The organism is Vibrio sp. Isolate24 (assembly GCF_022398215.1).
Taxonomy (GTDB): domain Bacteria; phylum Pseudomonadota; class Gammaproteobacteria; order Enterobacterales; family Vibrionaceae; genus Vibrio; species Vibrio coralliilyticus_A.
Genome location: NZ_JAKEUU010000007.1, coordinates 19,208 through 45,423, shown reverse-complemented (window position 1 = coordinate 45,423; position 26,216 = coordinate 19,208). Strand labels below are relative to the sequence as shown.

Here is a 26,216-nt window from a genome sequence, read left to right as displayed (position 1 = left end):
TAGGGGGATTATTGTACGACTTCCCCTGATTCAATCACGGTCTCTCGTACGACTTCTGTAAACTCAAGCGCTTCTTTACGAATCGCTGCTTCATTTACGGTTAGCATCTTGCGATCTTCCATCAGGATTTTTCCGTCAACAATGGAATGGCGGACGTTGCCAGAATTTGCAGAATAAACCAATGCAGAGTATGGATTGTATACGGGCACCATGTTTGGTGCTTTGGTATCGACCACGATGATATCCGCTAGCTTTCCTTCCTCTAGTGAGCCGATTTTGTCTTCCATATGCAGTGCTTTTGCTGCGCCCATGGTCGCCATATCGATCACTTTAATTGGTGGCATAGCTGCACGGTCTTTGTTAACCAGCTTATGCACTTTAGCGACCTGATTGAATTCATCAATGGTGCTTAGCGTGTTGCCAGACATTGGGCCATCAGTGCCTAAACCAATACGAACGCCTTGATCGTACATCTTAAGCGCTGGTGATACGCCTTTCGCTGACTTAATGTTGGCACTCATGTTATGGGCAACGCCCATATCCGATTGCTTGACCAATTCAATGTCTTTGTCATCGACGAGAATCATATGTGCGCCAACTAAGTTTTTGTTGAGTGCGCCAATGCTATCCATGTACTCAACGGGAGACATTCCTTCAGCACGCTCAGCGATTTTTTCTTCTTCACGATGCGATTCTGCAAGGTGAATCATGACTGGAACATCCTTCTCCAGTGATAGTTTGGCAATTTTCTGCAGAGTTTCTGTTGTATTGGTGTAAGGTGCATGCGGGGCGAATGCGGGTGTAATGCGAGGGTGGTCTTTGTACTCTTCAATAAAGTTGAGCGCGTACTGAATACCTTCTTCTGCATTGGCTGCATCAGCAACAGGGAATTTAATCACTGTTTCGCCAAGAATGGCTCGCATGCCGATTTTATCGACAGTTTTAGCCACTTCGTCTTCAAAGTAGTACATGTCGGCATAAGTCGTCACGCCGCCTTTGACCATTTCGACGTTACCTAGGTTGGCACCAATGCGTACCATATCACGGGAGACGAGCTTAGCTTCAAGCGGGAAGATATAACGGTGTAGTCGGTCAGGAACATCGTCCGCTAGCGAACGAAAGACAGTCATTGATACGTGAGTGTGCGTGTTAATCAGGCCTGGCATCACGATATCACCATCAACATCGAGTGTTTTCTTAGCTTGGTATTGTGATTCAAGCGATTGGTCACCAACGGCCAAAATCTTATTATCTTTGATCACAACAGTGCCTTTTTCATACACCTGCTTGTCATGATTCATGGTTAATACCATCGCATCTGTGATCATCAGATCGACTTTCTCGGCGGCAGAAACGGATAAGGAACATAACCCTGCAACTGCAGCGGAAAGTAAAGTACGCTTAATACTCATAACGAAACCTAAATAAAATATAAACAGTAAAATTTGACTGGATAATAGAGTGAAATTTCACTTTTGCAATCGTTTGCTTTGTCATTTTCATCAAAGTGTGATCTTTGAATTTTGTTGTAAAAGATCGTGATCAAAGATGTTAACAGATGAAAACACAATAGAATTTGGCTTTTTAATCTATCTATCCTGTAGCTTAGTAAGTGAGTCGGATATACTAGCTTTAATTACCTTCCTTGTTTAATTAGGCGCGCCTATGTCAGAAAGCACACCAAACGATCCATTTGCAGCTCGTGAATCAGAAAATTATGAAAACCCTGTTCCAAGCCGGGAGTTCATTCTTGAGTTTCTCGCACAGGCGGGTGTTCCCTTGAATCGCAATGACTTGTTTGAAGCCCTACATTTAGAAGGCGAAGAGCAGTATGAAGGTTTACGTCGTAGACTGAGAGCGATGGAGCGTGATGGTCAATTGGTGTTTACGCGTCGTCAATGCTACGCCTTGCCGGAAAAGCTCGAAATGGTCAAAGGCTACGTGATTGGCCACAAGGACGGCCACGGTTGGGTTCGTCCAGAAGGCAGTGTTGGTAAAGATAATGACATAGTGCTGCCACATCATCAGATGAAGAACATCATTCATGGTGACTATGTACTGGTGCAACCAACGGACAACTCTAAGCGAGGGCGAAAGGAAGGGCGACTTGTTCGCGTTTTAGAAGAGCGAGCAACGCAGATTGTGGGTCGTTTCTTCCTTGAGTATGGCTACTCATACGTTGTCCCTGATGATTCACGTATCAGCCAAGATATTCTGATTCCAAATGATCAGCGAGCCGGGGCTCGTATGGGGAACGTTGTGGTGATTGAAATCACTGACCGTGGCTCTCGCTCTCGCGGCATGATGGGAAAAGTCATTGAGGTGCTAGGTGAAAATATGGCACCGGGCATGGAAACACAAATCGCAATCCGCACTCACCAAATTCCCCATGAGTGGCCTGAAGCTGTCGACAAGCAAATTGAGGGGCTGGGTGAAGAGGTTCCAGAAGAGGCGAAACAAGGCCGTGTTGATCTTCGTGAGCTACCACTAGTGACTATCGATGGTGAAGACGCGCGTGATTTCGATGATGCAGTTTTCTGTCAGAAAAAGAAAAGTGGCGGTTGGCGCCTATGGGTGGCGATTGCCGATGTGAGTTATTATGTCCGCCCTGATAGCGCTTTAGATAAAGAAGCGATTAACCGCGGTAACTCGGTTTACTTCCCATCGCAAGTGGTGCCTATGCTTCCGGAAGTATTGTCTAACGGCTTATGTTCTCTTAACCCGCAAGTTGATCGCTTATGTATGGTGTGTGAGATGACCATCTCTGAGACGGGTAAGTTATCTGGCTATAAGCACTACGAAGCGGTGATGAACTCACATGCTCGTCTGACTTACAACAAGGTGAGCGATATCCTTGAAGGAGATGAGGAACTGCGTCAAAGATATGAGCCATTAGTTCCGCACTTGGAAGAGCTGCATAAGATGTACAAAGTGCTTAAGCACGCTCGAGATAATCGTGGTGCTATCGAGTTTGAAACGGTCGAGACTAAGTTCATCTTTAATGCTGAGCGTAAGATTGACAGCATCGAACCGGTAATCCGTAATGATGCGCATAAGATTATCGAAGAATGTATGATTCTTGCCAATATTGCTTCTGCTTCCTTGGTTGAAAAAGCAAAAGAGCCAGCACTGTATCGCATTCACGAATCTCCGGGTGAGCTGAGATTACAAGGTTTCCGTGACTTCTTAGGCGAATTAGGTTTACATCTCAATGGTGGTTTAGAGCCTTCACCGACAGACTATGCAGATTTGGTCAAGCAGATTGGTGAACGTGCGGATAAAGAGTTGATTCAAACCATGTTGCTTCGCTCAATGAAGCAGGCGGTGTACAACGCCGATAACTGTGGTCACTTTGGTTTGGCATTAAAACGCTACGCGCACTTTACTTCCCCTATTCGCCGCTATCCGGACCTCTTGCTTCATCGGGCAATCAAATACCTGATTGCAAAAGAGAATGGCACGCTGAAAGATCGTTGGACACCTACAGGTGGCTTCCATTACTCCTTTGATGATATGGACTTCTATGGTGAGCAGTGTTCGATGACAGAGCGTCGTGCTGATGATGCAACGCGTGAAGTGTCTGACTGGCTTAAGTGTGAATATATGCAAGATCATGTCGGAGAAGAGCTGGATGGTGTAATAGCCAATGTCACCGGTTTTGGTTTCTTCGTGCGTCTGACAGAGTTACATATTGACGGGTTGGTGCATATTTCGACGCTTGCTAATGACTATTATCAATTTGACCCTATTGGCCAAAGACTTATTGGTGAAAGCTTTGGCGCTATTTATCGGCTTGGTGATGCTGTTAAAGTCAAAGTACTTTCCGTCAACCTCGATGATCGACAAATAGACTTTGAATTGATCGAAACAAATCGTAAGCTACGCGGCAAAGGAAAAACCGCTAAGAAGCGTGCTGCTGAGGCGCAGAAAAAAGCCAAAGCGAAAAAGAATGCGGCTGCGACTGGTCGACGTTCAGTAGATAAGGCCAAACCTTTGGTTGAACCAACCAAACGCCCAGACGCAGGCCCCGAAGAAGGTAAAAAAGCCTCGAAGCAGTCAGATAAAGCACGTAAGAAAAAGCCACGTAATAAAGCTAAGAAAGCACGTAGCAAGAAACAGTAATCGGATAAAGTAATGAGTAACGAATTTATTTACGGGATTCACGCAGTAAAAGCGGTATTGGCAAAAGAGCCAGAGCGCTTTGTTGAAGCCTTTGTATTAAAAGGTCGTCAAGATGACCGTTTAATGCCAATCCTAAATGAGCTCCAGATGTGTGGCGTGTCGATTCAACAAATGACACGTAAGACTCTTGATGATAAAGCTCGTGGCGCTAACCACCAGGGCATTATGGCCAAGGTGAAGCCGGCCAAGCAGCTAAATGAAAATGATCTCGATGACATCCTTGCCCAACATTCTGCACCATTATTACTGGTATTGGATGGGGTCACCGATCCGCATAACCTCGGCGCGTGTTTACGAAATGCCGATGCGGCTGGTGTAGCTGCGGTGATCGTCCCTAAAGATAAATCAGCAAACATTAACGCGACAGTCAGCAAAGTTGCTTGTGGCGCAGCAGAAACGGTGCCTTTGGTTCGCGTAACCAACCTTGCTCGGACTATGCGTGCGTTGCAAGAGCAGGGGATCTGGTTTGTCGGTACGGCCGGTGAAGCGACACATGACATCTACCAAGCTAAGTTAACTGGGCCTCTTGCTATCGTCATGGGAGCAGAAGGTGATGGCATGCGTCGCCTGACACGTGAAACCTGTGATGACCTAATTAAAATCCCAATGGCAGGCAGTGTGTCGAGCTTGAACGTTTCTGTTGCTTCTGGAGTGTGTCTGTTTGAAGCGGTGCGTCAACGACTCGTTTGACTTTACACACAGGACTACCTTCCTAATAACAAAACGCAGATCGGCTAGCTCCGTCTGCGTTTTTGCTTCTGAAATCCACCTTCATATCTGTTCTGGTTTATTTTTCAAACAAACCTTGCACATAAAATTGTGATCTGTATAATGCGTCGCACTGGTTAAGCCAGTTGTGAACCAATGAGCAATGAGGAGCGAGCAAATCAGATTGATTTGCAAGGTAATGTAAACTCAGCTTATGTTCGCGGTTAATACAATTAGCTATCTTTTCTTCGGAAAAACTATCCCCAAAGGTGACTTTGGCATGTAGGGGTAGTTAATCGAAAATTAACTGACAATGCGTCCTAATCTTGGATGCTACGGTTTCACATAAATCAATCGGCATTCTCTCGCTTTTGCGAGTTTGAGTGGCGATATTGTTTGTGTAATATTTAATTTTGGAGCTCTGTCTCATGCAGAACCAACGTATCCGTATCCGCCTAAAAGCTTTCGATTACAAACTGATCGATGCTTCAACAGCGGAAATCGTTGAAACAGCTAAGCGCACTGGCGCACAGGTTCGTGGTCCAATCCCACTACCTACTCGTAAAGAGCGTTTCACAGTTCTTATCTCTCCACACGTTAACAAAGATGCTCGTGATCAGTACGAAATCCGTACTCACAAACGTCTAATCGACATCGTTGAGCCAACAGACAAAACTGTTGATGCTCTGATGCGTCTAGACCTTGCTGCGGGCGTTGACGTACAAATTAGCCTAGGTTAAGGGAGATTAGAAGAATGATTGGTCTAATCGGTCGTAAAGTGGGCATGACCCGCGTATTTACTGAAGAAGGCGTTTCTATCCCAGTAACAGTTGTTGAGGTTGAAGCTAACCGTGTTTCTCAAGTGCGTACACTTGAAACTGACGGCTACGCAGCAATCCAGGTAACTACTGGTGCTAAGAAAGCTAACCGTGTTTCTAAGCCAGAAGCTGGCCACTTTGCGAAAGCAGGTGTTGAAGCTGGTCGCGGTCTTTGGGAATTCCGTTTGGAAAACGGTGAAGAGTTTGAAGTTGGTGCTGAACTAACTGTTGAACTGTTCAACGAAACTAAGAAAGTAGACGTTACTGGTACATCTAAAGGTAAAGGCTTCCAAGGCGCTGTTAAGCGTTGGAACTTCTCTACTCAAGATATGACTCACGGTAACTCATTGTCTCACCGTGCTCCTGGTTCTATCGGTCAATGTCAGACTCCAGGTCGCGTATTTAAAGGCAAGAAAATGGCAGGTCACATGGGTGCTGAGCGTGTAACGACTCAAAACCTAGAGATCGTACGTGTTGACGCTGAGCGCAACCTGCTTCTTATTAAAGGTGCAGTCCCTGGCGCAACAGGCGGTAACGTGATCGTTAAACCAGCTGTTAAAGCATAACGTCTCAGGAGTAAGTAATGGAACTAATGGTTAAAGGTGCTGATGCACTAACTGTTTCCGAAACTACTTTCGGACGTGAGTTTAACGAAGCTCTTGTACACCAAGTAGTTGTTGCGTATGCAGCAGGTGCTCGTCAAGGTACTCGTGCTCAAAAAACACGTTCAGAAGTTGCAGGCGGTGGCGCTAAGCCATGGCGTCAAAAAGGTACTGGCCGTGCACGTGCTGGTACAATCCGTAGCCCAATCTGGCGTACAGGTGGTGTTACTTTTGCTGCGAAACCACAAGATCACAGCCAAAAAGTAAACAAAAAAATGTACCGTGGTGCTATGAAGAGCATTCTTTCTGAGCTTGTTCGTCAAGAGCGTCTAATCGTTGTTGATAACTTCTCAGTAGAAGCACCTAAAACTAAAGAGCTTGTAGCTAAGCTTAAAGAGCTTGAGCTAACTGACGCGCTTATCGTGACTAGCGAAGTAGATGAGAATCTATTCCTAGCTGCTCGTAACCTATACAAAGTTGACGCACGTGACGTTGCTGGTATCGACCCAGTATCGCTAATTGCGTTTGACAAGGTTGTAATTACTGCTGAAGCAGTTAAGCAAGTAGAGGAGATGCTAGCATGATCACTGAAGAGCGTATCCTAAAAGTTCTACGTGCACCGCACATCTCTGAAAAAGCAACTATGGCAGCTGAGAAAGCGAACACTATCGTTTTCAAAGTAGCTAAAGATGCTACTAAAAAAGAGATCAAAGCAGCTGTAGAAAAGCTATTTGAAGTTGAAGTTAAGTCTGTGAATACTCTTATCAATAAGGGTAAGACCAAACGTCAAGGTCTACGCCAAGGTCGCCGCAGCGACGTTAAGAAAGCGTACGTTACTTTGAAAGAAGGTCAAGATCTTGACTTCGTTGGCGGCGCGGAATAACAGGAGTAGTTGAGAAATGGCTATTGTTAAATGTAAGCCGACTTCCCCTGGTCGTCGTCACGTTGTTAAAGTTGTTAACGCTGACCTACACAAGGGCAAGCCATACGCACCTCTTCTAGAGAAAAACTCTAAGAACGGTGGTCGTAACAACAACGGTCGTATTACAGTACGTCACATCGGCGGTGGTCACAAGCACCACTACCGTGTCATTGACTTCAAACGTACTAAAGACGGTATCCCAGCGAAAGTTGAGCGTCTAGAATACGATCCAAACCGTAGCGCTAACATCGCTCTAGTTCTGTACGCAGACGGTGAGCGTCGTTACATCCTAGCACCTAAAGGTGTTCAAGCTGGTGATGCTATCCAGTCTGGTGCAGATGCACCAATTAAAGCTGGTAACGCACTTCCAATGCGTAACATCCCAGTAGGTTCAACTGTACACAACGTTGAACTTAAGCCTGGTAAAGGTGGTCAGCTAGCTCGTTCGGCTGGTGCATATGCTCAAATCGTTGCTCGCGACGGTGCATACGTAACTATCCGTCTACGTTCTGGCGAAATGCGCAAAGTACTTTCTGAAGGCCGTGCAACAATCGGTGAAGTTGGTAACTCTGAGCACATGCTACGTGAACTTGGTAAAGCTGGTGCTAGCCGCTGGCGTGGTGTTCGTCCAACCGTTCGTGGTGTTGTGATGAACCCAGTAGACCACCCACACGGTGGTGGTGAAGGCCGTACTTCTGGTGGTCGTCACCCAGTTTCACCATGGGGTCAGCCAACTAAAGGCTTCAAGACTCGTAAGAACAAACGCACCGACAAGTACATCGTACGTCGTCGTAACAAGTAATCTATATAAAGAGGAATCGCCATGCCACGTTCTCTCAAGAAAGGTCCATTTATTGACCTACACTTGCTGAAGAAGGTAGAGAAAGCGGTGGAAAGCGGAGACAAAAAGCCTATTAAGACTTGGTCCCGTCGTTCAATGATCATCCCTACGATGATCGGTTTGACCATCGCTGTCCATAATGGTCGTCAGCACGTACCAGTTTTCGTTACCGAAGAAATGATCGGTCACAAACTGGGTGAATTTGCACCAACTCGTACTTACCGCGGCCACGTCGTGGATAAGAAAGCTAAGAAGCGTTAAGGAGTAGATGATGGAAGCACTAGCTAAACATAACTTTGCTCGCATTTCGCCTCAGAAAGCTCGCTTAGTTGCGGATCAAATCCGTGGTAAATCAGTTGACCAAGCTCTAGAAATCCTAACTTTCAGCAACAAAAAAGCTGCTGACCTAGTTAAGAAAGTTCTTGAGTCAGCTATCGCGAACGCGGAGCACAACGAAGGTGCAGATATTGACGATCTAAGTGTCGCAAAGATCTTCGTAGATGAAGGCCCTATCATGAAGCGTATTATGCCTCGTGCTAAAGGTCGTGCGGATCGTATCTTGAAGCGTTCAAGCCACATCACTGTTGTTGTAGCAGATCGCTAAGAGACTAGGAGAGTAAGCAATGGGTCAGAAAGTACATCCAAATGGTATTCGTCTTGGCATCGTTAAGCCTTGGAATGCTACATGGTTTGCTAACACCAAAGATTTCGCTGACAACCTAGACGGCGACTTCAAGGTACGTCAGTTCCTTACAAGTGAACTGAAAAAAGCGTCTCTATCACGCATCGTTATCGAGCGTCCTGCTAAGAGCATCCGTGTGACTATTCACACTGCTCGTCCAGGTGTTGTTATCGGTAAGAAAGGTGAAGACGTTGAGAAGCTACGCGCAGCAGTAGCTAAAATTGCAGGTGTACCAGCGCAAATTAACATCGCTGAAGTACGTAAGCCTGAACTAGATGCGCAACTTGTTGGTGACAGCATCGCGTCTCAGCTAGAGCGTCGTGTGATGTTCCGTCGTGCTATGAAGCGCGCGGTACAAAACGCTATGCGTCTAGGTGCTAAAGGTATCAAAGTAGAAGTAAGTGGTCGTCTAGGCGGCGCTGAAATCGCACGTTCAGAGTGGTACCGTGAAGGTCGTGTACCTCTACACACTCTACGTGCTGACATTGATTACGCAACTTCTTCGGCTCACACTCAATACGGTGTAATCGGCATTAAAGTTTGGATCTTCAAAGGTGAGATCCTAGGCGGTATGCCAGCAGCTAACGCTGTAGAGCCTAAAGGCGACAAGCCTAAGAAGCAGCGCAAAGGCCGTAAGTAAGGAGTCGACAGATGCTACAACCTAAACGTACTAAGTTCCGTAAGGTTCAGACTGGTCGTAACCGTGGTCTAGCTAAAGGTACTGATGTAAGCTTCGGCGAATTCGGTCTTAAAGCAACTGGCCGTGGCCGTCTAACTGCTCGTCAAATCGAAGCGGCACGTCGTGCAATGACACGTCACGTTAAGCGTCAAGGTAAAATCTGGATCCGTGTGTTCCCAGACAAACCTATCACAGAAAAACCACTTGAAGTTCGTCAAGGTAAGGGTAAAGGTAACGTTGAGTACTGGGTAGCCCAAATCCAACCTGGTAAGGTTATGTACGAAATGGGTGGTGTACCTGAAGAATTGGCTCGTGAAGCGTTCCGTCTAGCGGCGCGTAAACTGCCATTCAAAACTACGTTTGTAACTAAGCAGGTGATGTGATGAAAGCACAAGATCTACGCGAAAAAAGCGTTGAAGAGCTTAACGCTGAGCTATTGAATTTGCTACGCGAACAGTTCAACTTGCGCATGCAAGCTGCAACTGGTCAGCTACAGCAAACTCATACTCTGAAAGCTGTACGTCGTGATATCGCACGTGTGAAAACCGTATTGACTGAGAAGGCAGGCGCATAATGAGCGACAAAATTCGTACTTCATTTGGTCGTGTAGTTAGCAACAAGGCTGACAAGTCTATCACTGTTGCTATCGAGCGCATGGTTAAACACCCAATTTACGGCAAGTTCGTAAAGCGCACGACTAAAGTTCACGCACATGACGAGAACAACGAGTGTGGCCTAGGCGATACTGTTGAAATTCGTGAATGTCGTCCACTGTCTAAGACTAAGTCTTGGACTTTGGTTAAAGTTGTAGAAAAGGCGAAGATCTAATCTTCACTATTCTATAAACAAAAAAACGGCTCCAAAATTATTTTGGGGCCGTTTATTTTTTGACTACCCAATCACAGAAAAGGGTGGTACAATTCGCGTCCCTTTTAAAGAGGCAGCCCGACCCGTGATGGGTCTAGTTATTAATATTTAGCGGAGCACTAACAATGATCCAAATGCAAAGTACACTTGACGCAGCTGATAACTCTGGCGCGCGCAAGGTAATGTGTATTAAGGTCCTGGGTGGCTCACACCGCCGTTATGCACATATCGGTGACGTCATCAAAGTTACTGTTAAGGAAGCAATTCCTCGCGGTAAAGTTAAGAAAGGTGACGTTCTGAAGGCGGTAGTAGTGCGCACCCGTAAAGGCGTACGTCGTCCAGACGGTTCTGTCATTCGCTTCGACCGTAATGCTTGCGTATTGTTGAACGACAACACTGAGCAACCAATCGGTACACGTATCTTTGGCCCTGTGACGCGTGAACTTCGTGGCGATAAGTTCATGAAGATCGTTTCACTGGCTCCAGAAGTTCTGTAAGGAGCACGTAGAAATGGCAGCTAAAATCCGTCGTAACGACGAAGTAATCGTTCTTGCTGGTAAAGACAAAGGCAAGAAAGGTAAAGTAACTAAGGTTCTAGCAACTGGTAAAGTTATTGTTGAAGGTATCAACCTTGTTAAGAAGCACCAAAAGCCGGTTCCGGCTCTAGGTCAACAAGGTGGCATCGTTGAGCAAGAAGCAGCTATTGATGCTTCTAACGTTGCAATCTTTAACTCAGCTACTGGTAAAGCTGACCGTATCGGTTTCCGTTTTGAAGATGGTAAGAAAGTACGTTTCTTTAAATCTAACAACGAAATCGTTTCTAACTAATAGAAGTAATTTGGAGTTCTACTATGGCGAAACTGCATGATTACTACAAGTCGTCTGTAGTCGCTGAACTGACCAAAGAGTTCAGCTACACAAGCGTCATGCAAGTCCCTAGAATCGAGAAAATCACCCTAAACATGGGTGTTGGTGAAGCAATCAACGATAAGAAACTGCTAGAAAACGCAGCTGCTGATATGGCAACGATCTCTGGTCAAAAGCCACTTATCACTAAAGCGCGTAAATCTGTTGCAGGTTTCAAAATCCGCGAAGGCTACCCTATCGGTTGTAAAGTAACCTTGCGTGGCGAACGTATGTGGGATTTTCTTGAGCGTTTAATTAACATCGCTCTTCCACGTGTACGTGACTTCCGTGGTGTTAGCGCTAAGTCTTTTGACGGACGCGGTAACTACAGCATGGGCGTTCGCGAGCAAATCATCTTCCCGGAAATCGACTTTGATAAAGTTGATCGAGTACGCGGTCTAGACATCACTATTACGACGTCTGCTGGTACTGATGAGGAAGGCCGTGCTCTGCTGGCTGCCTTTAACTTCCCATTCCGTAAGTAAGGTGAAGGGTTACTGTTATGGCTAAAAATTCAATGAAAGCACGTGAAGCAAAACGTGCGAAGCTAGTAGCTAAGTTCGCTGAAAAGCGCGCTGCGCTTAAAGCTATCATCAGCGATGTAAACGCATCTGAAGAAGATCGTTGGAACGCAGTTCTTAAATTGCAATCTCTTCCACGTGATTCAAGTGCATCACGTCAGCGCAACCGTTGTAACCAAACTGGTCGTCCACACGGTTACCTACGTAAGTTCGGTCTAAGCCGTATCAAAGTTCGTGAAGCTTGCATGAAAGGCGAGATTCCTGGACTTCGTAAGGCTAGCTGGTAATTGCCACTTAATCATTTGGAGTAAATCATATGAGCATGCAAGATCCGATTTCGGATATGCTGACCCGCGTTCGTAACGGTCAGGCAGCAAACAAAGTTGCTGTTAAAATGCCTTCTTCAAAGCTTAAAGTTGCAATTGCTGCACTACTAAAAGCTGAAGGTTACATCACTGATTTCGCTGTAGAAGGCGAAGCTAAACCTGAGCTAGAAGTTACACTTAAGTACTTCCAAGCTAAACCAGTAATCGAGCAACTTAAACGTGTTTCTCGTCCAGGTCTACGTGTTTACAAGAAGAAAGATGAGCTTCCTTCTGTAATGGGTGGTCTTGGTGTTGCTATCGTTTCAACTTCCAAGGGTCTTATGTCAGACCGCGCTGCACGTAAAGCAGGTCTTGGTGGTGAAATCATCTGCTACGTAGCTTAATAGGAGTAGACTATGTCTCGTGTTGCTAAAGCACCTGTCGCTATTCCAGCTGGCGTAGAGGTGAAACTAAACGGCCAAGAAATCACTGTAAAAGGTGCTAAAGGCGAACTATCTCGCGTTCTTAACGATGCGGTAGTTGTTGCTCAGGAAGAAAACAATCTTACTTTCGGTCCACGCGAAGGTGTTGCTAACGCATGGGCGCAAGCAGGTACTGCTCGCGCTCTAGTTAACAATATGGTTGTTGGCGTTACTGAAGGCTTTACTAAGAAGCTAACTCTTAAGGGTGTTGGTTACCGTGCTGCTATCAAAGGCAACGCTGTAGGCCTAACTCTTGGCTTCTCTCACCCAGTTGAGCATGAATTGCCAGCGGGTATTAAAGCTGAGTGTCCAAGCCAAACTGAAATCGTGATCACTGGTTGTGACAAACAACTTGTTGGTCAGGTTGCGGCTGACATTCGTTCTTACCGTGAGCCTGAACCTTATAAAGGTAAAGGTGTTCGTTACGCAGATGAAAATGTGCGTACTAAAGAAGCTAAGAAGAAGTAAGGTAACACTATGGATAAGAAAGCATCTCGCATCCGTCGTGCTACACGCGCACGTCGTAAGATTGCAGAACTGGGTGCAACTCGCCTAGTAGTACACCGTACTCCTCGTCACGTGTACGCTCAGGTTATCGCATCAAACGGCTCTGAGGTTATCGCAGCAGCTTCTACTGTAGAAAAAGCGATCCGTGAGCAAATTAAGAACACTGGTAACATCGATGCAGCTAAAGCAGTAGGTAAAGCTGTTGCAGAACGCGCTCTTGAAAAAGGCGTTGATTCAGTTGCATTTGATCGTTCTGGTTTCCAATACCACGGTCGAGTGGCGGCGCTAGCAGAATCTGCTCGCGAAGCTGGTCTGAAATTCTAAGGTAGGGTTGGAAGATGGCTAAAGAACAACAAGTTCAAGCGAATGATTTGCAAGAAAAGCTAATCGCAGTTAACCGTGTTTCAAAAACGGTTAAAGGTGGTCGAATCATGAGCTTTACTGCACTAACTGTAGTTGGTGACGGTAACGGTCGTGTAGGTTTCGGTTACGGCAAAGCACGTGAAGTACCTGCAGCGATCCAAAAAGCAATGGAAAAAGCGCGTCGTAACATGACTACGATCGCTCTAAACGAAGGTACTCTTCACCACCCGGTGAAAGGTCGTCATTCGGGCTCTAAAGTTTACATGCAGCCAGCTGCTGAAGGTACGGGTGTAATCGCAGGTGGTGCGATGCGTGCAGTACTAGAAGTAGCAGGTGTACACAACGTACTATCTAAAGCATACGGTTCTACGAACCCTATCAACATCGTTCGTGCAACGATCGATGCACTAGGTAGCATGAAGTCGCCAGAAATGGTTGCTGCTAAACGTGGTCTAACTGTTGAATCTATTTCGGAGTAAGAACACCATGGCAACTATTAAAGTTACTCAAACTAAAAGCTCAATCGGTCGTCTACCTAAGCACAAAGCGTGTTTAAAGGGGCTAGGCCTTCGTAAAATCAACCATACTGTAGAACTTGAAGATACTCCGTGTGTACGCGGCATGATCAACAAGGTTTTCTACATGGTTAAAGTTGAGGAGTAATCAGAATGCGTTTGAATACTCTATCACCGGCTGCGGGTTCTAAGCCTTCTGCGAAGCGCGTAGGTCGTGGTATCGGTTCTGGCCTTGGTAAAACCGGTGGTCGTGGCCACAAAGGTCAAAAGTCACGTTCTGGCGGTTCAGTTCGTCCAGGTTTCGAAGGCGGTCAAATGCCTCTGAAACAACGTCTACCAAAATTCGGTTTCACTTCTCGTAAGAGCCTAGTGTCTGCTGAAGTTCGTCTAGCTGAGCTAGCGAAAGTTACTGGTGACGTCGTTGACCTAAACAGCCTTAAAGCTGCTAACGTTATCACTAAGAACATCGAATTTGTAAAAGTTGTTCTATCTGGTGAAATTAACAAAGCAGTGACTGTTAAAGGTCTACGTGTGACTAAAGGCGCTAAAGCTGCAATCGAAGCTGCAGGCGGTAAAATCGAGGAATAATCTCGAGGAACGAGGTACAGATGGCTAAGAAACCAGGACAAGATTTTCGTAGTGCTCAGAGCGGCTTAAGTGAACTAAAGTCGCGCTTGTTATTCGTAATTGGTGCACTTTTAGTATTCCGAGCTGGCTCTTTTGTGCCGATTCCTGGTATTGACGCAGCTGTACTTGCCGATTTGTTCGAACAGCAAAAAGGTACCATCGTTGAAATGTTTAACATGTTCTCCGGTGGTGCTCTTGAGCGTGCATCTATATTAGCGTTGGGTATCATGCCGTATATTTCGGCATCGATTGTTGTCCAACTGCTAACTGTAGTTCATCCAGCGTTAGCTGAACTCAAAAAAGAGGGTGAAGCAGGCCGTCGTAAGATCAGCCAATATACACGCTACGGCACGCTTGTACTTGCAACATTCCAGGCTATTGGTATTGCAACTGGCTTACCAAACATGGTCGACAATCTGGTTGTTATCAACCAAACCATGTTTACGCTAATTGCTACCGTAAGTTTAGTAACCGGCACCATGTTCTTAATGTGGTTAGGTGAACAAATTACAGAGCGTGGTATTGGTAACGGTATTTCGTTACTGATTTTTGCAGGTATTGTTGCTGGATTGCCTTCAGCAATCGGTCAAACAATCGAGCAAGCGCGTCAAGGTGAATTGCATGTACTTCTTCTGCTGTTGATTGTTGTACTTGCTTTTGCAGTAATTTACTTCGTTGTTTTCATGGAGCGTGGCCAACGTCGAATCGTTGTTAACTACGCGAAGCGTCAACAAGGTCGTAAAGTATTTGCTGCACAAAGTACTCACTTGCCACTTAAAATTAATATGGCAGGTGTTATTCCGGCAATCTTTGCGTCAAGCATTATCTTGTTCCCAGGAACATTGGCGCAGTGGTTTGGTCAGAATGGTGAGAGCAGCGCGCTCGGTTGGTTAACTGACGTGTCTTTGGCTCTTAGCCCAGGTCAACCTCTGTATGTAATGCTTTATGCTGCAGCGATTATTTTCTTCTGTTTCTTCTACACGGCGTTGGTATTCAACCCGCGTGAAACAGCAGATAACTTGAAGAAGTCTGGTGCATTCGTACCCGGCATCCGCCCAGGTGAGCAGACAGCGAAATATATTGATAAAGTAATGACGCGTTTAACCTTAGCTGGTGCGCTTTACATTACCTTTATCTGTCTGATTCCGGAGTTTATGATGGTCGCGTGGAACGTACGTTTCTACTTCGGCGGTACATCTCTACTTATCGTAGTAGTTGTCATCATGGACTTTATGGCACAGGTACAGACTCATCTGATGTCTCAACAGTATGATTCTGTGTTGAAAAAGGCAAACCTGAAAGGCTACGGCCGATAACTCAGGTTTCATTTACGGAGTTTAGCAATGAAAGTTCGTGCTTCCGTTAAAAAAATCTGCCGTAACTGTAAAGTTATCAAGCGTAACGGTGTTGTTCGCGTGATTTGCAGTGAGCCAAAGCACAAGCAGCGCCAAGGCTAATTAGCAGAAATTTTTACTTGAAATATAAGGTAGCGTCGAGTATATTCCTCGGCCTACCTTTTGCGTGCAAAAGAAGTAGTATTCCGCAGCGTATCCATAACGGGCTTTGCTGCGGCTAATTCTTTTATAGAAACACTTAGGAGTGAATAATGGCCCGTATAGCAGGCATTAACATTCCTGATCAGAAGCATGCTGTAATCGCTCTAACAGCGATTTACGGTATTGGTAAAACTCGCTCTCAAGCTATCCTAGCTGAAGTGGGTATTGCTGAAAATGTTAAGATCAGTGAACTAACTGAAGAGCAGATCGATCAACTGCGTGATGGTGTAGCTAAGTACACTGTAGAAGGTGATCTACGTCGTGAAGTATCAATGAACATCAAGCGTCTTATGGACCTTGGCTGTTACCGTGGTCTTCGTCATCGTCGCAGTCTACCACTACGTGGACAGCGTACTAAAACCAATGCTCGCACCCGTAAGGGTCCGCGTAAGCCGATCAAAAAATAATCGGGAAGGTAGAGTACAATGGCTAAACAACCAACTCGCGCTCGTAAGCGCGTACGCAAGCAAGTTGCAGATGGCGTTGCGCACATCCATGCGTCTTTCAACAACACAATCGTAACTATTACTGACCGTCAAGGTAACGCTCTAGCGTGGGCTACTGCAGGTGGTTCAGGTTTCCGTGGTTCTCGTAAGTCTACTCCGTTCGCTGCACAGGTTGCTGCTGAGCGTTGTGCTGAAATGGCTAAAGAGTACGGTCTAAAGAACTTGGAAGTTATGGTTAAGGGTCCAGGTCCAGGTCGCGAATCTACTGTTCGTGCACTGAACGCTGCTGGTTTCCGCATCACAAACATCGTTGATGCTACACCAATCCCTCATAACGGTTGTCGTCCACCTAAGAAACGTCGCGTATAACGTTTTTTAGATTACTGGAGAAAGATCATGGCAAGATATTTGGGTCCTAAGCTGAAGCTTAGCCGTCGTGAAGGCACTGACTTATTTCTTAAGTCTGGTGTTCGCGCGATCGATACCAAGTGTAAAATTGATAACGCACCAGGTGTACACGGCGCTCGTCGCGGTCGTCTATCTGAGTATGGCGTTCAGCTTCGTGAGAAGCAAAAAGTTCGTCGTATGTACGGCGTTCTAGAAAAACAATTCCGTAACTACTACAAAGAAGCAGCTCGCCTTAAAGGCAACACTGGTGAAAACCTACTTCAGCTTCTTGAAGGTCGTCTTGATAACGTAGTTTACCGCATGGGCTTTGGTGCAACTCGCGCAGAAGCACGTCAGCTAGTTAGCCACAAAGCTATCCTAGTTAACGGTAAAGTTGTAAACGTTCCTTCTTTCAAAGTTGCGGCTAACGACGTTGTTTCAATTCGCGAGAAAGCTAAACAGCAGTCTCGTATCAAAGCGGCTCTAGAAGTTGCAGAACAACGTGAAAAACCAACTTGGATTGAAGTAGATGGTGGTAAGATGGAAGGTACGTTCAAGCGTTTGCCTGAGCGTTCAGATCTGTCTGCTGACATCAACGAACAATTGATCGTCGAGCTTTACTCTAAGTAAGGTTTAAACTAAAGAGAGGACACAATGCAGGGTTCTGTAACAGAATTTCTTAAGCCACGTCTTGTTGACATCGAACAGGTTAGCACGACTCACGCAAAAGTAACTCTTGAGCCATTAGAGCGTGGTTTTGGCCATACTCTTGGTAATGCACTTCGCCGTATTCTTCTATCTTCTATGCCAGGTTGTGCTGTAACAGAAGTAGAAATTGAGGGCGTACTTCATGAGTACAGTACAAAAGAAGGCGTTCAAGAAGATATCCTTGAAATCCTACTAAACCTTAAAGGTTTGGCTGTACGTGTTGCCGAAGGCAAAGATGAAGTGTTCATTACTTTGAACAAATCAGGCTCGGGCCCTGTGGTTGCAGGTGACATCACCCATGATGGTGATGTAGAGATCGCTAACCCTGAACACGTTATTTGTCACCTTACTGATGACAATGCTGAGATCGCAATGCGTATCAAAGTTGAACGTGGTCGTGGTTATGTTCCAGCTTCCGCTCGTATCCATACTGAAGAAGATGAGCGTCCAATTGGTCGCCTACTGGTTGACGCTACGTACAGCCCAGTAGACAAAATTGCTTATTCTGTAGAAGCGGCTCGTGTAGAGCAGCGTACAGACCTAGACAAGCTTGTTATCGACATGGAAACGAACGGTACCCTAGACCCTGAGGAAGCAATCCGCCGCGCAGCTACTATTCTAGCTGAGCAATTGGATGCGTTCGTAGATCTTCGCGATGTACGTGTACCTGAGGAGAAGGAAGAGAAGCCAGAATTCGATCCGATCCTACTGCGTCCTGTAGACGATCTTGAACTAACAGTTCGCTCTGCTAACTGTCTGAAAGCAGAAGCGATTCACTACATCGGTGATCTTGTACAGCGTACTGAGGTTGAGCTACTTAAAACGCCTAACCTTGGTAAAAAATCTCTTACTGAGATTAAAGACGTACTTGCATCACGTGGTCTGTCTCTGGGTATGCGCCTAGAGAACTGGCCACCAGCGTCTATCGCTGAAGATTAATCGATACTAGTTAGAAGGATTAGGTCATGCGCCATCGTAAGAGTGGTCGTCAACTCAACCGCAACAGCTCACATCGCAAAGCGATGTTCAGCAATATGGCTAGCTCTCTAGTACGTCATGAAGTTATCAAGACTACATTGCCAAAAGCAAAAGAGCTACGTCGCGTAGTTGAGCCTTTGATTACACTAGCTAAGACTGACAGTGTTGCTAACCGTCGTCTAGCGTTTGCACGTACTCGTGACAACGAAGTAGTTGCAAAACTATTTAACGAACTAGGTCCACGTTTTGCTGCTCGTCAGGGCGGTTACACTCGTATCCTAAAAGCTGGTTTCCGTGCTGGTGATAAAGCTCCAATGGCTTACATTGAGCTTGTAGATCGCCCAGCTGCTGAAGAAGCTGCTGAGTAATCAGGTTCGTACGAACGAAAAAGCCGAGCATTAGCTCGGCTTTTTTGTATCTGCTGATTATTTGACTCTTATTATTCTTTCCACAGCTCTTCTAGAGACGCCATTAACCCAGAGCTGGCTCCTTGTCCTGATAAGTACTCGAGTATGATTGGCGTGAACTGGCTGATCATTGATGACTCTAGCCCTATTTTCGCAAAAATATCGTTCACTGCACTTATTGATTGGACTTGGTCTGTTATCCCGCCCAGCGAAGACAAGCTCGATAGACCTGGTATAGATTCTGTTAGTTCAGCGCTTTGATTCGCGGGCAGTTGATTCTGAGCCAAAGATAGCAGCGCTGCCGAGCCTGTTGCGGCTTGCTCTGCGCTGATCGATAGGTTGCTTGCCAATGCGTTAGTCAATGGTGATTGACTTTGAGTGTCTGACATTTTTTCGCCCAGTAGGCCAGTTAACGCGTTTGAGTCGATGTTTTCTTTTCCGAGATTGAGAAATGCGTAACTGGAGAAACTTGTTGAAAGGATAATTGGAAGTAGTACTAAGGCTTTGTTCATAGTGATTCCTTGAGGGATAAAGCAAAACATTACCAGTGTAGACAAAAAAAGCGACGCAATGCGTCGCTTTATTAAGAATACTGAATTCGTTTTGAATTACAGAATGTCTAATAGTTCTACTTCGAATACTAGTGCAGCAAATGGAGGGATAGCTGCGCCAGCGCCACGCTCTCCGTATGCTAGGTCTTGCGGGATGTATAGTTTCCACTTAGAACCAACAGGCATTAGCTGCAGGGCTTCAACCCAACCTTTGATCACGCCAGTTACTGGGAACTCAGCCGGTTGACCACGAGACACAGAGCTGTCGAATACAGTGCCGTCTGTTAGCTCACCGTGGTAGTGAACACGAACTTGCTTGTCTGAAGTTGGGATTTCACCAGTACCTTCTGTAAGGATTTCATACTGTAGACCTGACTCTAGAACCGTTACTTCTGGGCGTAGAGCGTTGTCTTTTAGGAAGGTTTCACCATCAGCTGCAGCTGCTTTTGCTGCTTCTTGACGAGCAGATTCAGCACGTTGATGCAGATCTTGAAGTGCTGCATTGATCTCGTCGATTTCAATTGCAGGCATGTCGCCTACTAGAGCCGTGGCGATACCTGCCGCGATAGCGTCAACATTAAGACCTTCTAAACCAGAACCTGCCAGTTGTTGGCCCATCTGTAGACCAATGCCATAGCTTGCTTTCTGTTCTACAGTTTCAAATTTAACTTCAGACATGATGTCTCTCTATTTTTGATGTATTGAGGTGGCACAGGATACCAGCATTAGTGCTGGGATGAAATGGGCTCGCTTTGAAGCAACGACAAGTGTTGCAATGTGGGATTTACCTCTTATTTTTCGGTTGAGATTGGCAAATTTAACCTACGTATTACCTAACTCATTGAAAATTCCTATACTAGAGTGCGCTTCGTTTTTATACTTGTAGTCATAGATCTTGGGAGACCTAGTACAGTGAATCGCAGAAAGAAGAAAGCCAAACAGGTAGATTATGCTGAGATAATCCAGAAAAAATTCTCACAGGTGGATTGGAAAGGTATGGTTGAGCAAGCCAAGCAGGCTTGGTCTCGTTTGCCTAAACTACACCAGCGTGCGCTTATGATTCTGGTCCCTGTCGTTTTCCTCTTGCTTATACTTCCTACTCCTGAGCCGACAATTGATCAGCCACAATCAGAGCCGTCATCAAAACAGCGTGTTCAAGTGAATATCAATACCACAGGCCTGAGTGAGCAGTCTTCTAAGCAGCAAGACAGCTTAAAGTCTGAGGTTTGGCAAGAATATACGGTTAAGAAAGGTGATACGCTAGCTCAAGTGTTTCGCAATAATGACTTAGCGATGGCGGATTTAAATGCTTTAGTTCGTGTTGAAGGCAGTGATAAGCCACTGAGCTATATTAAAGCGGGTCAACTGGTGCGCTTTAAATTGGCGGATGACGGTAGCTTAGACATTCTTCAACTTGAGAAAAGCGCTAAGTCGGTGATGTTCTTCCGTTTGTCTGATGGTGGGTTTGGACGTAGTAAGTAGTTAACTGTTTACAATACGCTGTCGAAATCGTCGCCTTATTGGTAGCAAAGGGGCGATGATCAGCATGATTCCCACGGCAGTAATCCAATCCGGAATTTCGTTAAACCACCAGATTCCAAACAGAGTGACAAACACTAATCCAGAATACTCTGCTAAACCTATCTCCCCGGCTGGCGCTTTTCGGTAAGCCAATACAGCTAGACCATTATAAACAAGAATCAGAAGTGCTCCGGCGGCGATTAATCCTAACTGGGAGGCGTTGATTGGTTGCCATGACCAAACAGCCAGAATGCCGGCAACGGGAAGTGATAGCAGTGAAGTCCAAAACAAGGTACTTATCATGGATTGTTGCTCGGGTAGTTTACGTGCTGAAACATTAAATAACGCCAGCGTGGTTGCCGTACCGAGTGCAAAAAAGGCAGCCCAATGAAATTGTGAAGGTCTGAGAACAATCAGCACACCAACAAAGCCTAATAGTGTGCCGAGCACTTTGGAATGAGAAGGTTTTTCTCCCATCATCAACACTGAAATGGGCAGCATTAACAAAGGTGCGGCATAGAACACGGCATTAGCACTGGTTAATGTCATATGAGTAATGGCAACCACCATGCAACCACTGCCAATCAAAACGAGATGAGCGCGAAAGATATTGAGGCTAGGTGAATGCAGTTGGCGTGTGGTCTGTGCTTCTTTTCTCCACAGCGGGTAGATCACCGCCACTGAGATTAACTGGCGAATAAAAATGTACTGAAACGGGCTCACGCTGCCATCAAGCAATTTGACCATCACATCTGACAGTGATGCCGTGAGATTACCTGCAATGAGTAACCACAGAACAATGGCTTGAGGAGAGAGCCCGGTCATAACTACCGACTAAACTTCATGTCGATGTGTGGAATATTGTCCTCTAGGTACATCTCGGAGGTGCGCTGAAAACCATGGCGGTTGTAATACGTTTCTAGATGTTCCTGAGCACCAATCTCAATATCTTGTCCCGGCCACAGCTTGTCACACTCTAATAGCGCTTGTTCGATCAACTGATGGCCTAACCCGTCACCGCGGTGAGCTTGCGTGGTAGCCACTCGACCAATACTGACTGAAGGGTAGCTGACGTTTCTCGGTAGAAGTCGTGCGCAAGCAACCAGTTCGTCTTCTTTGTAACCCATTAAATGATGTACGTTTTCTAAGCTATCTTTGCCATCCAGTTCAGGATAAGGGCAGGTTTGTTCGACGACGAAGACATCGACTCTCAGCTTAAGTAATTGGTATAACTGGTGAGTGGTTAATTGGTCAAAAGGAAGAAGTTGCCAAGTGATCATAGCATTGCTCGGTTTCTTTATTATGAAGATCTAAGTTAGCAGTGATGAACCCTGTCAGCATTAACAAATGTTAACTTTGCATTCGCTTTTTAATTCGGCTCAGGCTAATCGGTGTAATACCTAGATACGCGGCTATCTGATAGTCGGTTAGCCTTTCAGGTAAGTGCGGGTAATGCTGGCAGAACAGTTCATAACGTTCTTCTGGGGTATACAACAGCATAAAGCGTTCTTTGTTCTCTTTGTACATCAACTGAGTTTCCAGTAGCTTGAGATACACGCTATGTTTTTGACTGCGCCATTGGCGAAGTGTTTCTACTGGAAGTGAGAAGAGCACACAAGAGGTCAGAGATTCTAGTAGGTATGGCGAAGGCTGTTGCTTGATTAAACTTTCGAAGCCGATGATCCAGTCGTGTTCCCAGTAAAATTCCTTGCTGAATTCCTTACCTTTATCAGTGAGATAGGCAGAATGGCAAATTCCTTCGATGAGAAAAAAGATTTCGTCGGCGAGTTGACCTTGGTGAAGCAATATATGTCGGGTTGGGAGCTCAATAAGCTGAGCTGAGTCAAGCAATTGGGCTATTTCATTGTGATTGAAGCCTGTGGCTTGTAGCTGTTCCGTAAAGCGTTCGGTGGGCTGCATGAATTTTTATCATCAACTAACACATGCTTAGAATTCTAACCGAATAAGTATGATTCGCTAACTTGTGATGAAAAAAAGCCGCGATAGACATCGCGGCTTGAAAGCAATATCACATGCTTACTTTTGCAGGTCGATCTGATAAACCGCAAAACCAATTTCGTCTGTAGCGACATGTTTCATTGGGTATTGACCTTTCTTCTCAATGAAATCTGCTGCTTTGTCACTTGGTGATGTTTCAAAGCGGATATCGAGTTTGTTGTCAGACTTAATTGGAGCGAATGTCCAGTTGTTGTCTGCGCTTGGCGTGACTTCGCCTTTTTCTTTACTTACTCGGCTAATGTAAGAAGCAATAACAGAGCGGTTTTCATCCGGAGAATCAAACGCGACAAACTCACTACCAGTACCTGGGAACTTGTTGCTGTAGGCACGGTAGTTGTTAGTCGCGATTAGGAAGTCTTGCTCCATATCGATTGGCTTACCTTGGTAAGTTAAGCCAACGATACGTTCAGCGCCTTCATTAACCAGCTTACAGTCACCATCATATTTGGCGGGTTGAGTCACATCAATCTGGTATTCAACACCGTCAATGACATCAAAGTTATAAGTACGGAAGCCATCCCAATTGATCAGTTGCTGCGGTGCAGTGCTGTTCACATCGATTTGCTGGAACTGGCCCGCTGTACACTCAAGCCACTCTTTCACTTCCTTGCCTTTGACCTTCATCGCAACAAGCGTATTCGGGTATAGGTAAAGGTCAGCTGCGTTACGGAAAGTAAGCTGCCCTGACTCTACTTCAGTGAAGTTTGCTGGGTCATTTTTACGACCGCCTGCTTTAAATGGCGCTGCGGCAGAAAGAACTGGAATATCAGAAAGATCAGGGTCGCCTTGAATGAAGCGTTCAACGTAATCTTTTTGCGCTAGGTTAACAATTTGTACGGTCGGGTCATCTTGAACCAGAGCTAGGAAGCTGTACATAACATCATTAGCTTTACCAATCGGCTGGTTGACGAAATCCAGAGTACCTTTATGGTCTGCTTCTAGTGCTTTCACCATGTCAGGGTCGGCTTTAGCCAGCGACTTTTTGGCCACTTCGTCATAGATAGGACGAGCTTCAGACTGACCCTTAACAACGGTCCACTTTCCTTGCTTTTCTTTTAACTCTAAATCAATAACGCCAACGTGGCTGCCCCAACGGCCTGGCATGACTGAAGCGACGCCGTTAATAGTACCTTGTTGATTATCCACACCTTGGATGTTGTCAAAGCCTTTACCAGGGAAGACAGCATGTGAGTGACCAAAGGCGATCGCATCAATGCCTTCAACTTCTGATAAGTAGTAAGTTGAGTTTTCTGCACCTGCTTTGTAAGGATCAGATGCTACGCCAGAGTGTGGAATGGCAACGATCACATCCGCACCTTCTTTTTTCATCTGAGGGACAAGCTCTTCTGCAGTTTCTTTGATGTCCTTCGCAAATACCTTGCCTTCTAGGTTTTTCTTATCCCAAACCATTATTTGTGGTGGGACGAAACCAATGTAGCCCACTTTGATTTCATGTTCTACGCCATCAACATCTTTAAAAGTATGAGTTTTGATGATGTAAGGCTTGAAGTAGTGCTTGCCTGTTTTCTTATCAAACACGTTTGCGCTGATGTAAGGAAAGTCAGCGTCATTGATGGTTTCTGCAAGGAACTCGAGACCATAGTTAAACTCGTGGTTGCCGATATTACCGACATCGTAGTTTAGTTGGTTCATCGCTTTGTAAACAGGGTGTACTTCACCTGGCTTGATGCCTTTGTCGGCCATGTAGTCACCCATAGGGCTGCCTTGGATAAGGTCACCATTATCAACCAGTACGCTGTTCTCTACCTCGGCCTGAGCTTGCTTAACCAGCGTTGCTGTACGAGTCAGACCGGTTTTCTGAGTCGGTTTATCTTTGTAGTAGTCGTAGTCCATGACGTTAGTGTGAATATCCGTGGTTTCTACGATGCGTAATTTGATCGTTTCAGCCATAGCAGGGCCAGCCATAGTTAGCATGCCACCCAGTACGGCAATCGAAAGAGGTTTCACTGCGACTTTCATTTTATAAGCTCCGATAGCGTTATTGTGAGACGCTGCATAATGTAACAAAACGATGTGCAACGGATATTTCACTCATTAATAAACTGTGACCTAGAGCGATTACTTTATGCCGTTCTGCTTGTTAGATCTCATCTGTACCTCAGCATTAACCATATTGCATTCTAGTCTTATCAGAAAAAGGTATAAAAAATGAAATTTTAGAATTTCAGGTAATATATCTAGAGCGCCATAATGCTTTCAGCGATAGGAAAGGAATTACATGATGGCGAGCAAGGATACAGTTTCTCAATTTCCACTCAACAACCCACGAGCAGAGCAAGACCAAGCTGTTACTTCAGTGAGTATTGGCAAGAGTGTGTTGACCCCGGGTGAAGTAGCGCTTATTGGTGCCGGTCCGGGGGATCTTGAATTGCTGACCATCAAAGCACTGCGCTTTTTACAGCAGGCGGATGTTGTACTTTACGACTATTTAGTCTCCGATGAAATCATGGCACTAGTACCGAGCGATACGATTTTAGTCTGTGTTGGTAAGCGTGCTGGACATCATAGTGTTCCCCAAGAAAAAACCAATCAGCTACTGGTGGACTTTGCTCAACAAGGACATCGTGTTGTGCGTATCAAAGGTGGCGATCCATTTATCTTTGGCCGTGGTGGTGAAGAACTGGAAGTCTTGGCCGATGCAGGCGTTTCGTTCCACGTTGTGCCTGGCATTACCGCTGCTGCTGGTGCTACCGCCTATGCCGGCATCCCATTGACGCATCGTGATTACGCGCAGACGGCGATGTTTATCACTGGTCATCTTAAAGCTGAAAGTGACCAAATGGACTGGTCAACGCTGGCTCGTGGCAATCAGACTCTTGTGATTTATATGGGGCTGATGAAGTCTGAATACATTCAAGGTCAGTTGATTGAACATGGCCGCTCACCAGGCACTCCGATTGCGATCATCGAACGCGGAACACAATCCTGTCAGAAAGTTTTTAAAGGTCAGCTGTCACAGCTGGCAACCCTTGCTCAAGATGCTGAGTCACCGTCACTGATCGTGATTGGTGAAGTGGTGTCTTTATCAGAAAAATTAACGTGGTTTGGAACACAGCAAGAACCATTACAACAGCGCCAATTCGCGTAATGCCCAT

The 26,216-nt window shown here is 45.7% G+C and carries 39 protein-coding genes; 32 read left to right on the top strand and 7 right to left on the bottom strand.

Annotation, left to right across the window (positions count from 1 at the left end):
• Positions 1 to 8: 8 nt before the first annotated feature.
• Positions 9 to 1,412: an amidohydrolase gene (locus tag L1D23_RS18925; RefSeq protein ID WP_239838658.1), complete on the bottom strand. Its 1,404-nt coding sequence runs from the start codon at positions 1,410 to 1,412 to the stop codon at positions 9 to 11.
• Between the two features lie 253 nt (positions 1,413 to 1,665).
• On the opposite strand from L1D23_RS18925, the gene rnr reads away from it, so the two are divergent.
• The 30 genes from rnr (at position 1,666) to rplQ (ending at position 18,970) form a co-directional block, all read left to right on the top strand.
• Positions 1,666 to 4,122 (top strand): ribonuclease R, encoded by a 2,457-nt coding sequence (rnr, locus tag L1D23_RS18920; RefSeq protein ID WP_239870371.1) that lies wholly within the window; start codon positions 1,666 to 1,668, stop codon positions 4,120 to 4,122.
• 12 nt (positions 4,123 to 4,134) lie between these two features.
• Complete coding sequence (gene rlmB, locus L1D23_RS18915) at positions 4,135 to 4,872, top strand: 23S rRNA (guanosine(2251)-2'-O)-methyltransferase RlmB (protein WP_239838660.1); 738 nt, start codon at positions 4,135 to 4,137, stop codon at positions 4,870 to 4,872.
• Positions 4,873 to 5,318: 446 nt separating this feature from the next.
• Entirely contained in the window at positions 5,319 to 5,630 is a 312-nt protein-coding gene (gene rpsJ, locus L1D23_RS18910) for a 30S ribosomal protein S10 (RefSeq protein ID WP_001181007.1), read from the top strand.
• Between the two features lie 14 nt (positions 5,631 to 5,644).
• The gene (rplC, locus tag L1D23_RS18905; RefSeq protein ID WP_006963219.1) at positions 5,645 to 6,274 is read left to right on the top strand and encodes a 50S ribosomal protein L3; all 630 of its coding nucleotides are present in this window, start codon (positions 5,645 to 5,647) and stop codon (positions 6,272 to 6,274) included.
• A 17-nt stretch (positions 6,275 to 6,291) separates the two neighbouring features.
• The gene (gene rplD / locus L1D23_RS18900) at positions 6,292 to 6,894 is read left to right on the top strand and encodes a 50S ribosomal protein L4 (RefSeq protein ID WP_006963218.1); all 603 of its coding nucleotides are present in this window, start codon (positions 6,292 to 6,294) and stop codon (positions 6,892 to 6,894) included.
• On the top strand, positions 6,891 to 7,193 hold the full coding sequence (gene rplW / locus L1D23_RS18895) for a 50S ribosomal protein L23 (protein WP_093278415.1): 303 nt from the start codon (positions 6,891 to 6,893) through the stop codon (positions 7,191 to 7,193). Before rplD ends, rplW begins: the two co-directional genes overlap by 4 nt.
• A 16-nt stretch (positions 7,194 to 7,209) precedes the next feature.
• Positions 7,210 to 8,034 (top strand): 50S ribosomal protein L2, encoded by an 825-nt coding sequence (rplB, locus tag L1D23_RS18890; protein WP_006963217.1) that lies wholly within the window; start codon positions 7,210 to 7,212, stop codon positions 8,032 to 8,034.
• 21 nt (positions 8,035 to 8,055) lie between these two features.
• Positions 8,056 to 8,334, top strand: a complete 279-nt coding sequence (gene rpsS, locus L1D23_RS18885) for a 30S ribosomal protein S19 (protein WP_004745876.1) — start codon at positions 8,056 to 8,058, stop codon at positions 8,332 to 8,334.
• Between the two features lie 10 nt (positions 8,335 to 8,344).
• Positions 8,345 to 8,677, top strand: coding sequence for a 50S ribosomal protein L22 (gene rplV / locus L1D23_RS18880; RefSeq protein ID WP_006963216.1), 333 nt, complete (start codon positions 8,345 to 8,347; stop codon positions 8,675 to 8,677).
• Between the two features lie 19 nt (positions 8,678 to 8,696).
• Entirely contained in the window at positions 8,697 to 9,395 is a 699-nt protein-coding gene (rpsC, locus tag L1D23_RS18875; RefSeq protein ID WP_005471060.1) for a 30S ribosomal protein S3, read from the top strand.
• A gap of 11 nt (positions 9,396 to 9,406) precedes the next feature.
• Positions 9,407 to 9,817, top strand: coding sequence for a 50S ribosomal protein L16 (gene rplP / locus L1D23_RS18870; protein WP_004410459.1), 411 nt, complete (start codon positions 9,407 to 9,409; stop codon positions 9,815 to 9,817).
• Entirely contained in the window at positions 9,817 to 10,008 is a 192-nt protein-coding gene (gene rpmC, locus L1D23_RS18865) for a 50S ribosomal protein L29 (protein WP_004410456.1), read from the top strand. Before rplP ends, rpmC begins: the two co-directional genes overlap by 1 nt.
• Positions 10,008 to 10,262 (top strand): 30S ribosomal protein S17, encoded by a 255-nt coding sequence (gene rpsQ, locus L1D23_RS18860; RefSeq protein WP_206371606.1) that lies wholly within the window; start codon positions 10,008 to 10,010, stop codon positions 10,260 to 10,262. The genes rpmC and rpsQ overlap by 1 nt, the downstream gene beginning before the upstream one ends.
• A gap of 164 nt (positions 10,263 to 10,426) precedes the next feature.
• The gene (gene rplN / locus L1D23_RS18855; protein WP_004745883.1) at positions 10,427 to 10,798 is read left to right on the top strand and encodes a 50S ribosomal protein L14; all 372 of its coding nucleotides are present in this window, start codon (positions 10,427 to 10,429) and stop codon (positions 10,796 to 10,798) included.
• Positions 10,799 to 10,811: 13 nt separating this feature from the next.
• The gene (rplX, locus tag L1D23_RS18850; RefSeq protein ID WP_045974710.1) at positions 10,812 to 11,129 is read left to right on the top strand and encodes a 50S ribosomal protein L24; all 318 of its coding nucleotides are present in this window, start codon (positions 10,812 to 10,814) and stop codon (positions 11,127 to 11,129) included.
• A 23-nt stretch (positions 11,130 to 11,152) separates the two neighbouring features.
• Positions 11,153 to 11,692 carry a 50S ribosomal protein L5 gene (gene rplE, locus L1D23_RS18845; protein WP_008072340.1) on the top strand — a complete coding sequence of 180 codons (540 nt, stop codon included), beginning with the start codon at positions 11,153 to 11,155 and terminating at the stop codon, positions 11,690 to 11,692.
• 17 nt (positions 11,693 to 11,709) lie between these two features.
• Positions 11,710 to 12,015 carry a 30S ribosomal protein S14 gene (gene rpsN, locus L1D23_RS18840; RefSeq protein ID WP_006963211.1) on the top strand — a complete coding sequence of 102 codons (306 nt, stop codon included), beginning with the start codon at positions 11,710 to 11,712 and terminating at the stop codon, positions 12,013 to 12,015.
• Between the two features lie 29 nt (positions 12,016 to 12,044).
• Positions 12,045 to 12,437: a 30S ribosomal protein S8 gene (gene rpsH, locus L1D23_RS18835; protein ID WP_045974708.1), complete on the top strand. Its 393-nt coding sequence runs from the start codon at positions 12,045 to 12,047 to the stop codon at positions 12,435 to 12,437.
• Positions 12,438 to 12,449: 12 nt separating this feature from the next.
• Positions 12,450 to 12,983, top strand: coding sequence for a 50S ribosomal protein L6 (rplF, locus tag L1D23_RS18830; RefSeq protein WP_045974707.1), 534 nt, complete (start codon positions 12,450 to 12,452; stop codon positions 12,981 to 12,983).
• Between the two features lie 9 nt (positions 12,984 to 12,992).
• Positions 12,993 to 13,346, top strand: coding sequence for a 50S ribosomal protein L18 (gene rplR / locus L1D23_RS18825; protein WP_045974706.1), 354 nt, complete (start codon positions 12,993 to 12,995; stop codon positions 13,344 to 13,346).
• Between the two features lie 14 nt (positions 13,347 to 13,360).
• Positions 13,361 to 13,864: a 30S ribosomal protein S5 gene (rpsE, locus tag L1D23_RS18820; RefSeq protein WP_004745894.1), complete on the top strand. Its 504-nt coding sequence runs from the start codon at positions 13,361 to 13,363 to the stop codon at positions 13,862 to 13,864.
• Positions 13,865 to 13,871: 7 nt separating this feature from the next.
• The gene (gene rpmD / locus L1D23_RS18815) at positions 13,872 to 14,048 is read left to right on the top strand and encodes a 50S ribosomal protein L30 (RefSeq protein WP_006963207.1); all 177 of its coding nucleotides are present in this window, start codon (positions 13,872 to 13,874) and stop codon (positions 14,046 to 14,048) included.
• A 5-nt stretch (positions 14,049 to 14,053) separates the two neighbouring features.
• On the top strand, positions 14,054 to 14,488 hold the full coding sequence (gene rplO / locus L1D23_RS18810; RefSeq protein WP_006963206.1) for a 50S ribosomal protein L15: 435 nt from the start codon (positions 14,054 to 14,056) through the stop codon (positions 14,486 to 14,488).
• Positions 14,489 to 14,508: 20 nt separating this feature from the next.
• Entirely contained in the window at positions 14,509 to 15,843 is a 1,335-nt protein-coding gene (gene secY, locus L1D23_RS18805; protein WP_239838662.1) for a preprotein translocase subunit SecY, read from the top strand.
• Between the two features lie 27 nt (positions 15,844 to 15,870).
• Positions 15,871 to 15,984, top strand: a complete 114-nt coding sequence (gene rpmJ / locus L1D23_RS18800) for a 50S ribosomal protein L36 (RefSeq protein WP_000868186.1) — start codon at positions 15,871 to 15,873, stop codon at positions 15,982 to 15,984.
• A gap of 149 nt (positions 15,985 to 16,133) precedes the next feature.
• Positions 16,134 to 16,490, top strand: a complete 357-nt coding sequence (gene rpsM, locus L1D23_RS18795) for a 30S ribosomal protein S13 (RefSeq protein WP_005383154.1) — start codon at positions 16,134 to 16,136, stop codon at positions 16,488 to 16,490.
• An 18-nt stretch (positions 16,491 to 16,508) separates the two neighbouring features.
• Positions 16,509 to 16,898, top strand: coding sequence for a 30S ribosomal protein S11 (rpsK, locus tag L1D23_RS18790; RefSeq protein ID WP_001118870.1), 390 nt, complete (start codon positions 16,509 to 16,511; stop codon positions 16,896 to 16,898).
• Positions 16,899 to 16,925: 27 nt separating this feature from the next.
• Entirely contained in the window at positions 16,926 to 17,546 is a 621-nt protein-coding gene (gene rpsD, locus L1D23_RS18785; RefSeq protein WP_006963204.1) for a 30S ribosomal protein S4, read from the top strand.
• 24 nt (positions 17,547 to 17,570) lie between these two features.
• Complete coding sequence (gene rpoA, locus L1D23_RS18780; RefSeq protein WP_004410407.1) at positions 17,571 to 18,563, top strand: DNA-directed RNA polymerase subunit alpha; 993 nt, start codon at positions 17,571 to 17,573, stop codon at positions 18,561 to 18,563.
• 26 nt (positions 18,564 to 18,589) lie between these two features.
• Positions 18,590 to 18,970, top strand: a complete 381-nt coding sequence (rplQ, locus tag L1D23_RS18775) for a 50S ribosomal protein L17 (protein ID WP_005383141.1) — start codon at positions 18,590 to 18,592, stop codon at positions 18,968 to 18,970.
• Between the two features lie 71 nt (positions 18,971 to 19,041).
• On the opposite strand, the gene L1D23_RS18770 is transcribed toward rplQ, so the two are convergent.
• Both L1D23_RS18770 and L1D23_RS18765 read right to left on the bottom strand, forming a co-directional pair.
• On the bottom strand, positions 19,042 to 19,521 hold the full coding sequence (locus L1D23_RS18770; protein ID WP_239870367.1) for a DUF2780 domain-containing protein: 480 nt from the start codon (positions 19,519 to 19,521) through the stop codon (positions 19,042 to 19,044).
• A gap of 96 nt (positions 19,522 to 19,617) precedes the next feature.
• Positions 19,618 to 20,238, bottom strand: coding sequence for an FKBP-type peptidyl-prolyl cis-trans isomerase (locus L1D23_RS18765; RefSeq protein WP_239838664.1), 621 nt, complete (start codon positions 20,236 to 20,238; stop codon positions 19,618 to 19,620).
• Between the two features lie 234 nt (positions 20,239 to 20,472).
• Here L1D23_RS18765 and L1D23_RS18760 point away from each other — a divergent pair, with 234 nt between their 5' ends.
• Complete coding sequence (locus tag L1D23_RS18760) at positions 20,473 to 21,042, top strand: LysM-like peptidoglycan-binding domain-containing protein (RefSeq protein WP_239870349.1); 570 nt, start codon at positions 20,473 to 20,475, stop codon at positions 21,040 to 21,042.
• Here the strand turns inward: L1D23_RS18760 and L1D23_RS18755 are convergent, their stop codons facing one another.
• The 4 genes from L1D23_RS18755 to cpdB form a co-directional block, all read right to left on the bottom strand.
• The gene (locus L1D23_RS18755; protein ID WP_239870346.1) at positions 21,043 to 21,906 is read right to left on the bottom strand and encodes a DMT family transporter; all 864 of its coding nucleotides are present in this window, start codon (positions 21,904 to 21,906) and stop codon (positions 21,043 to 21,045) included.
• Between the two features lie 2 nt (positions 21,907 to 21,908).
• A complete protein-coding gene (locus L1D23_RS18750; protein ID WP_239870329.1) occupies positions 21,909 to 22,361 on the bottom strand; it encodes a GNAT family N-acetyltransferase in 453 nt (150 codons plus the stop codon).
• A 70-nt stretch (positions 22,362 to 22,431) separates the two neighbouring features.
• Complete coding sequence (locus L1D23_RS18745) at positions 22,432 to 23,001, bottom strand: Crp/Fnr family transcriptional regulator (protein WP_239870326.1); 570 nt, start codon at positions 22,999 to 23,001, stop codon at positions 22,432 to 22,434.
• A gap of 117 nt (positions 23,002 to 23,118) precedes the next feature.
• Positions 23,119 to 25,080, bottom strand: coding sequence for a 2',3'-cyclic-nucleotide 2'-phosphodiesterase (gene cpdB / locus L1D23_RS18740; RefSeq protein WP_239870323.1), 1,962 nt, complete (start codon positions 25,078 to 25,080; stop codon positions 23,119 to 23,121).
• Positions 25,081 to 25,342: 262 nt separating this feature from the next.
• On the opposite strand from cpdB, the gene cobA reads away from it, so the two are divergent.
• Positions 25,343 to 26,209 carry a uroporphyrinogen-III C-methyltransferase gene (cobA, locus tag L1D23_RS18735; protein ID WP_239870730.1) on the top strand — a complete coding sequence of 289 codons (867 nt, stop codon included), beginning with the start codon at positions 25,343 to 25,345 and terminating at the stop codon, positions 26,207 to 26,209.
• Positions 26,210 to 26,216 lie beyond the last annotated feature (7 nt).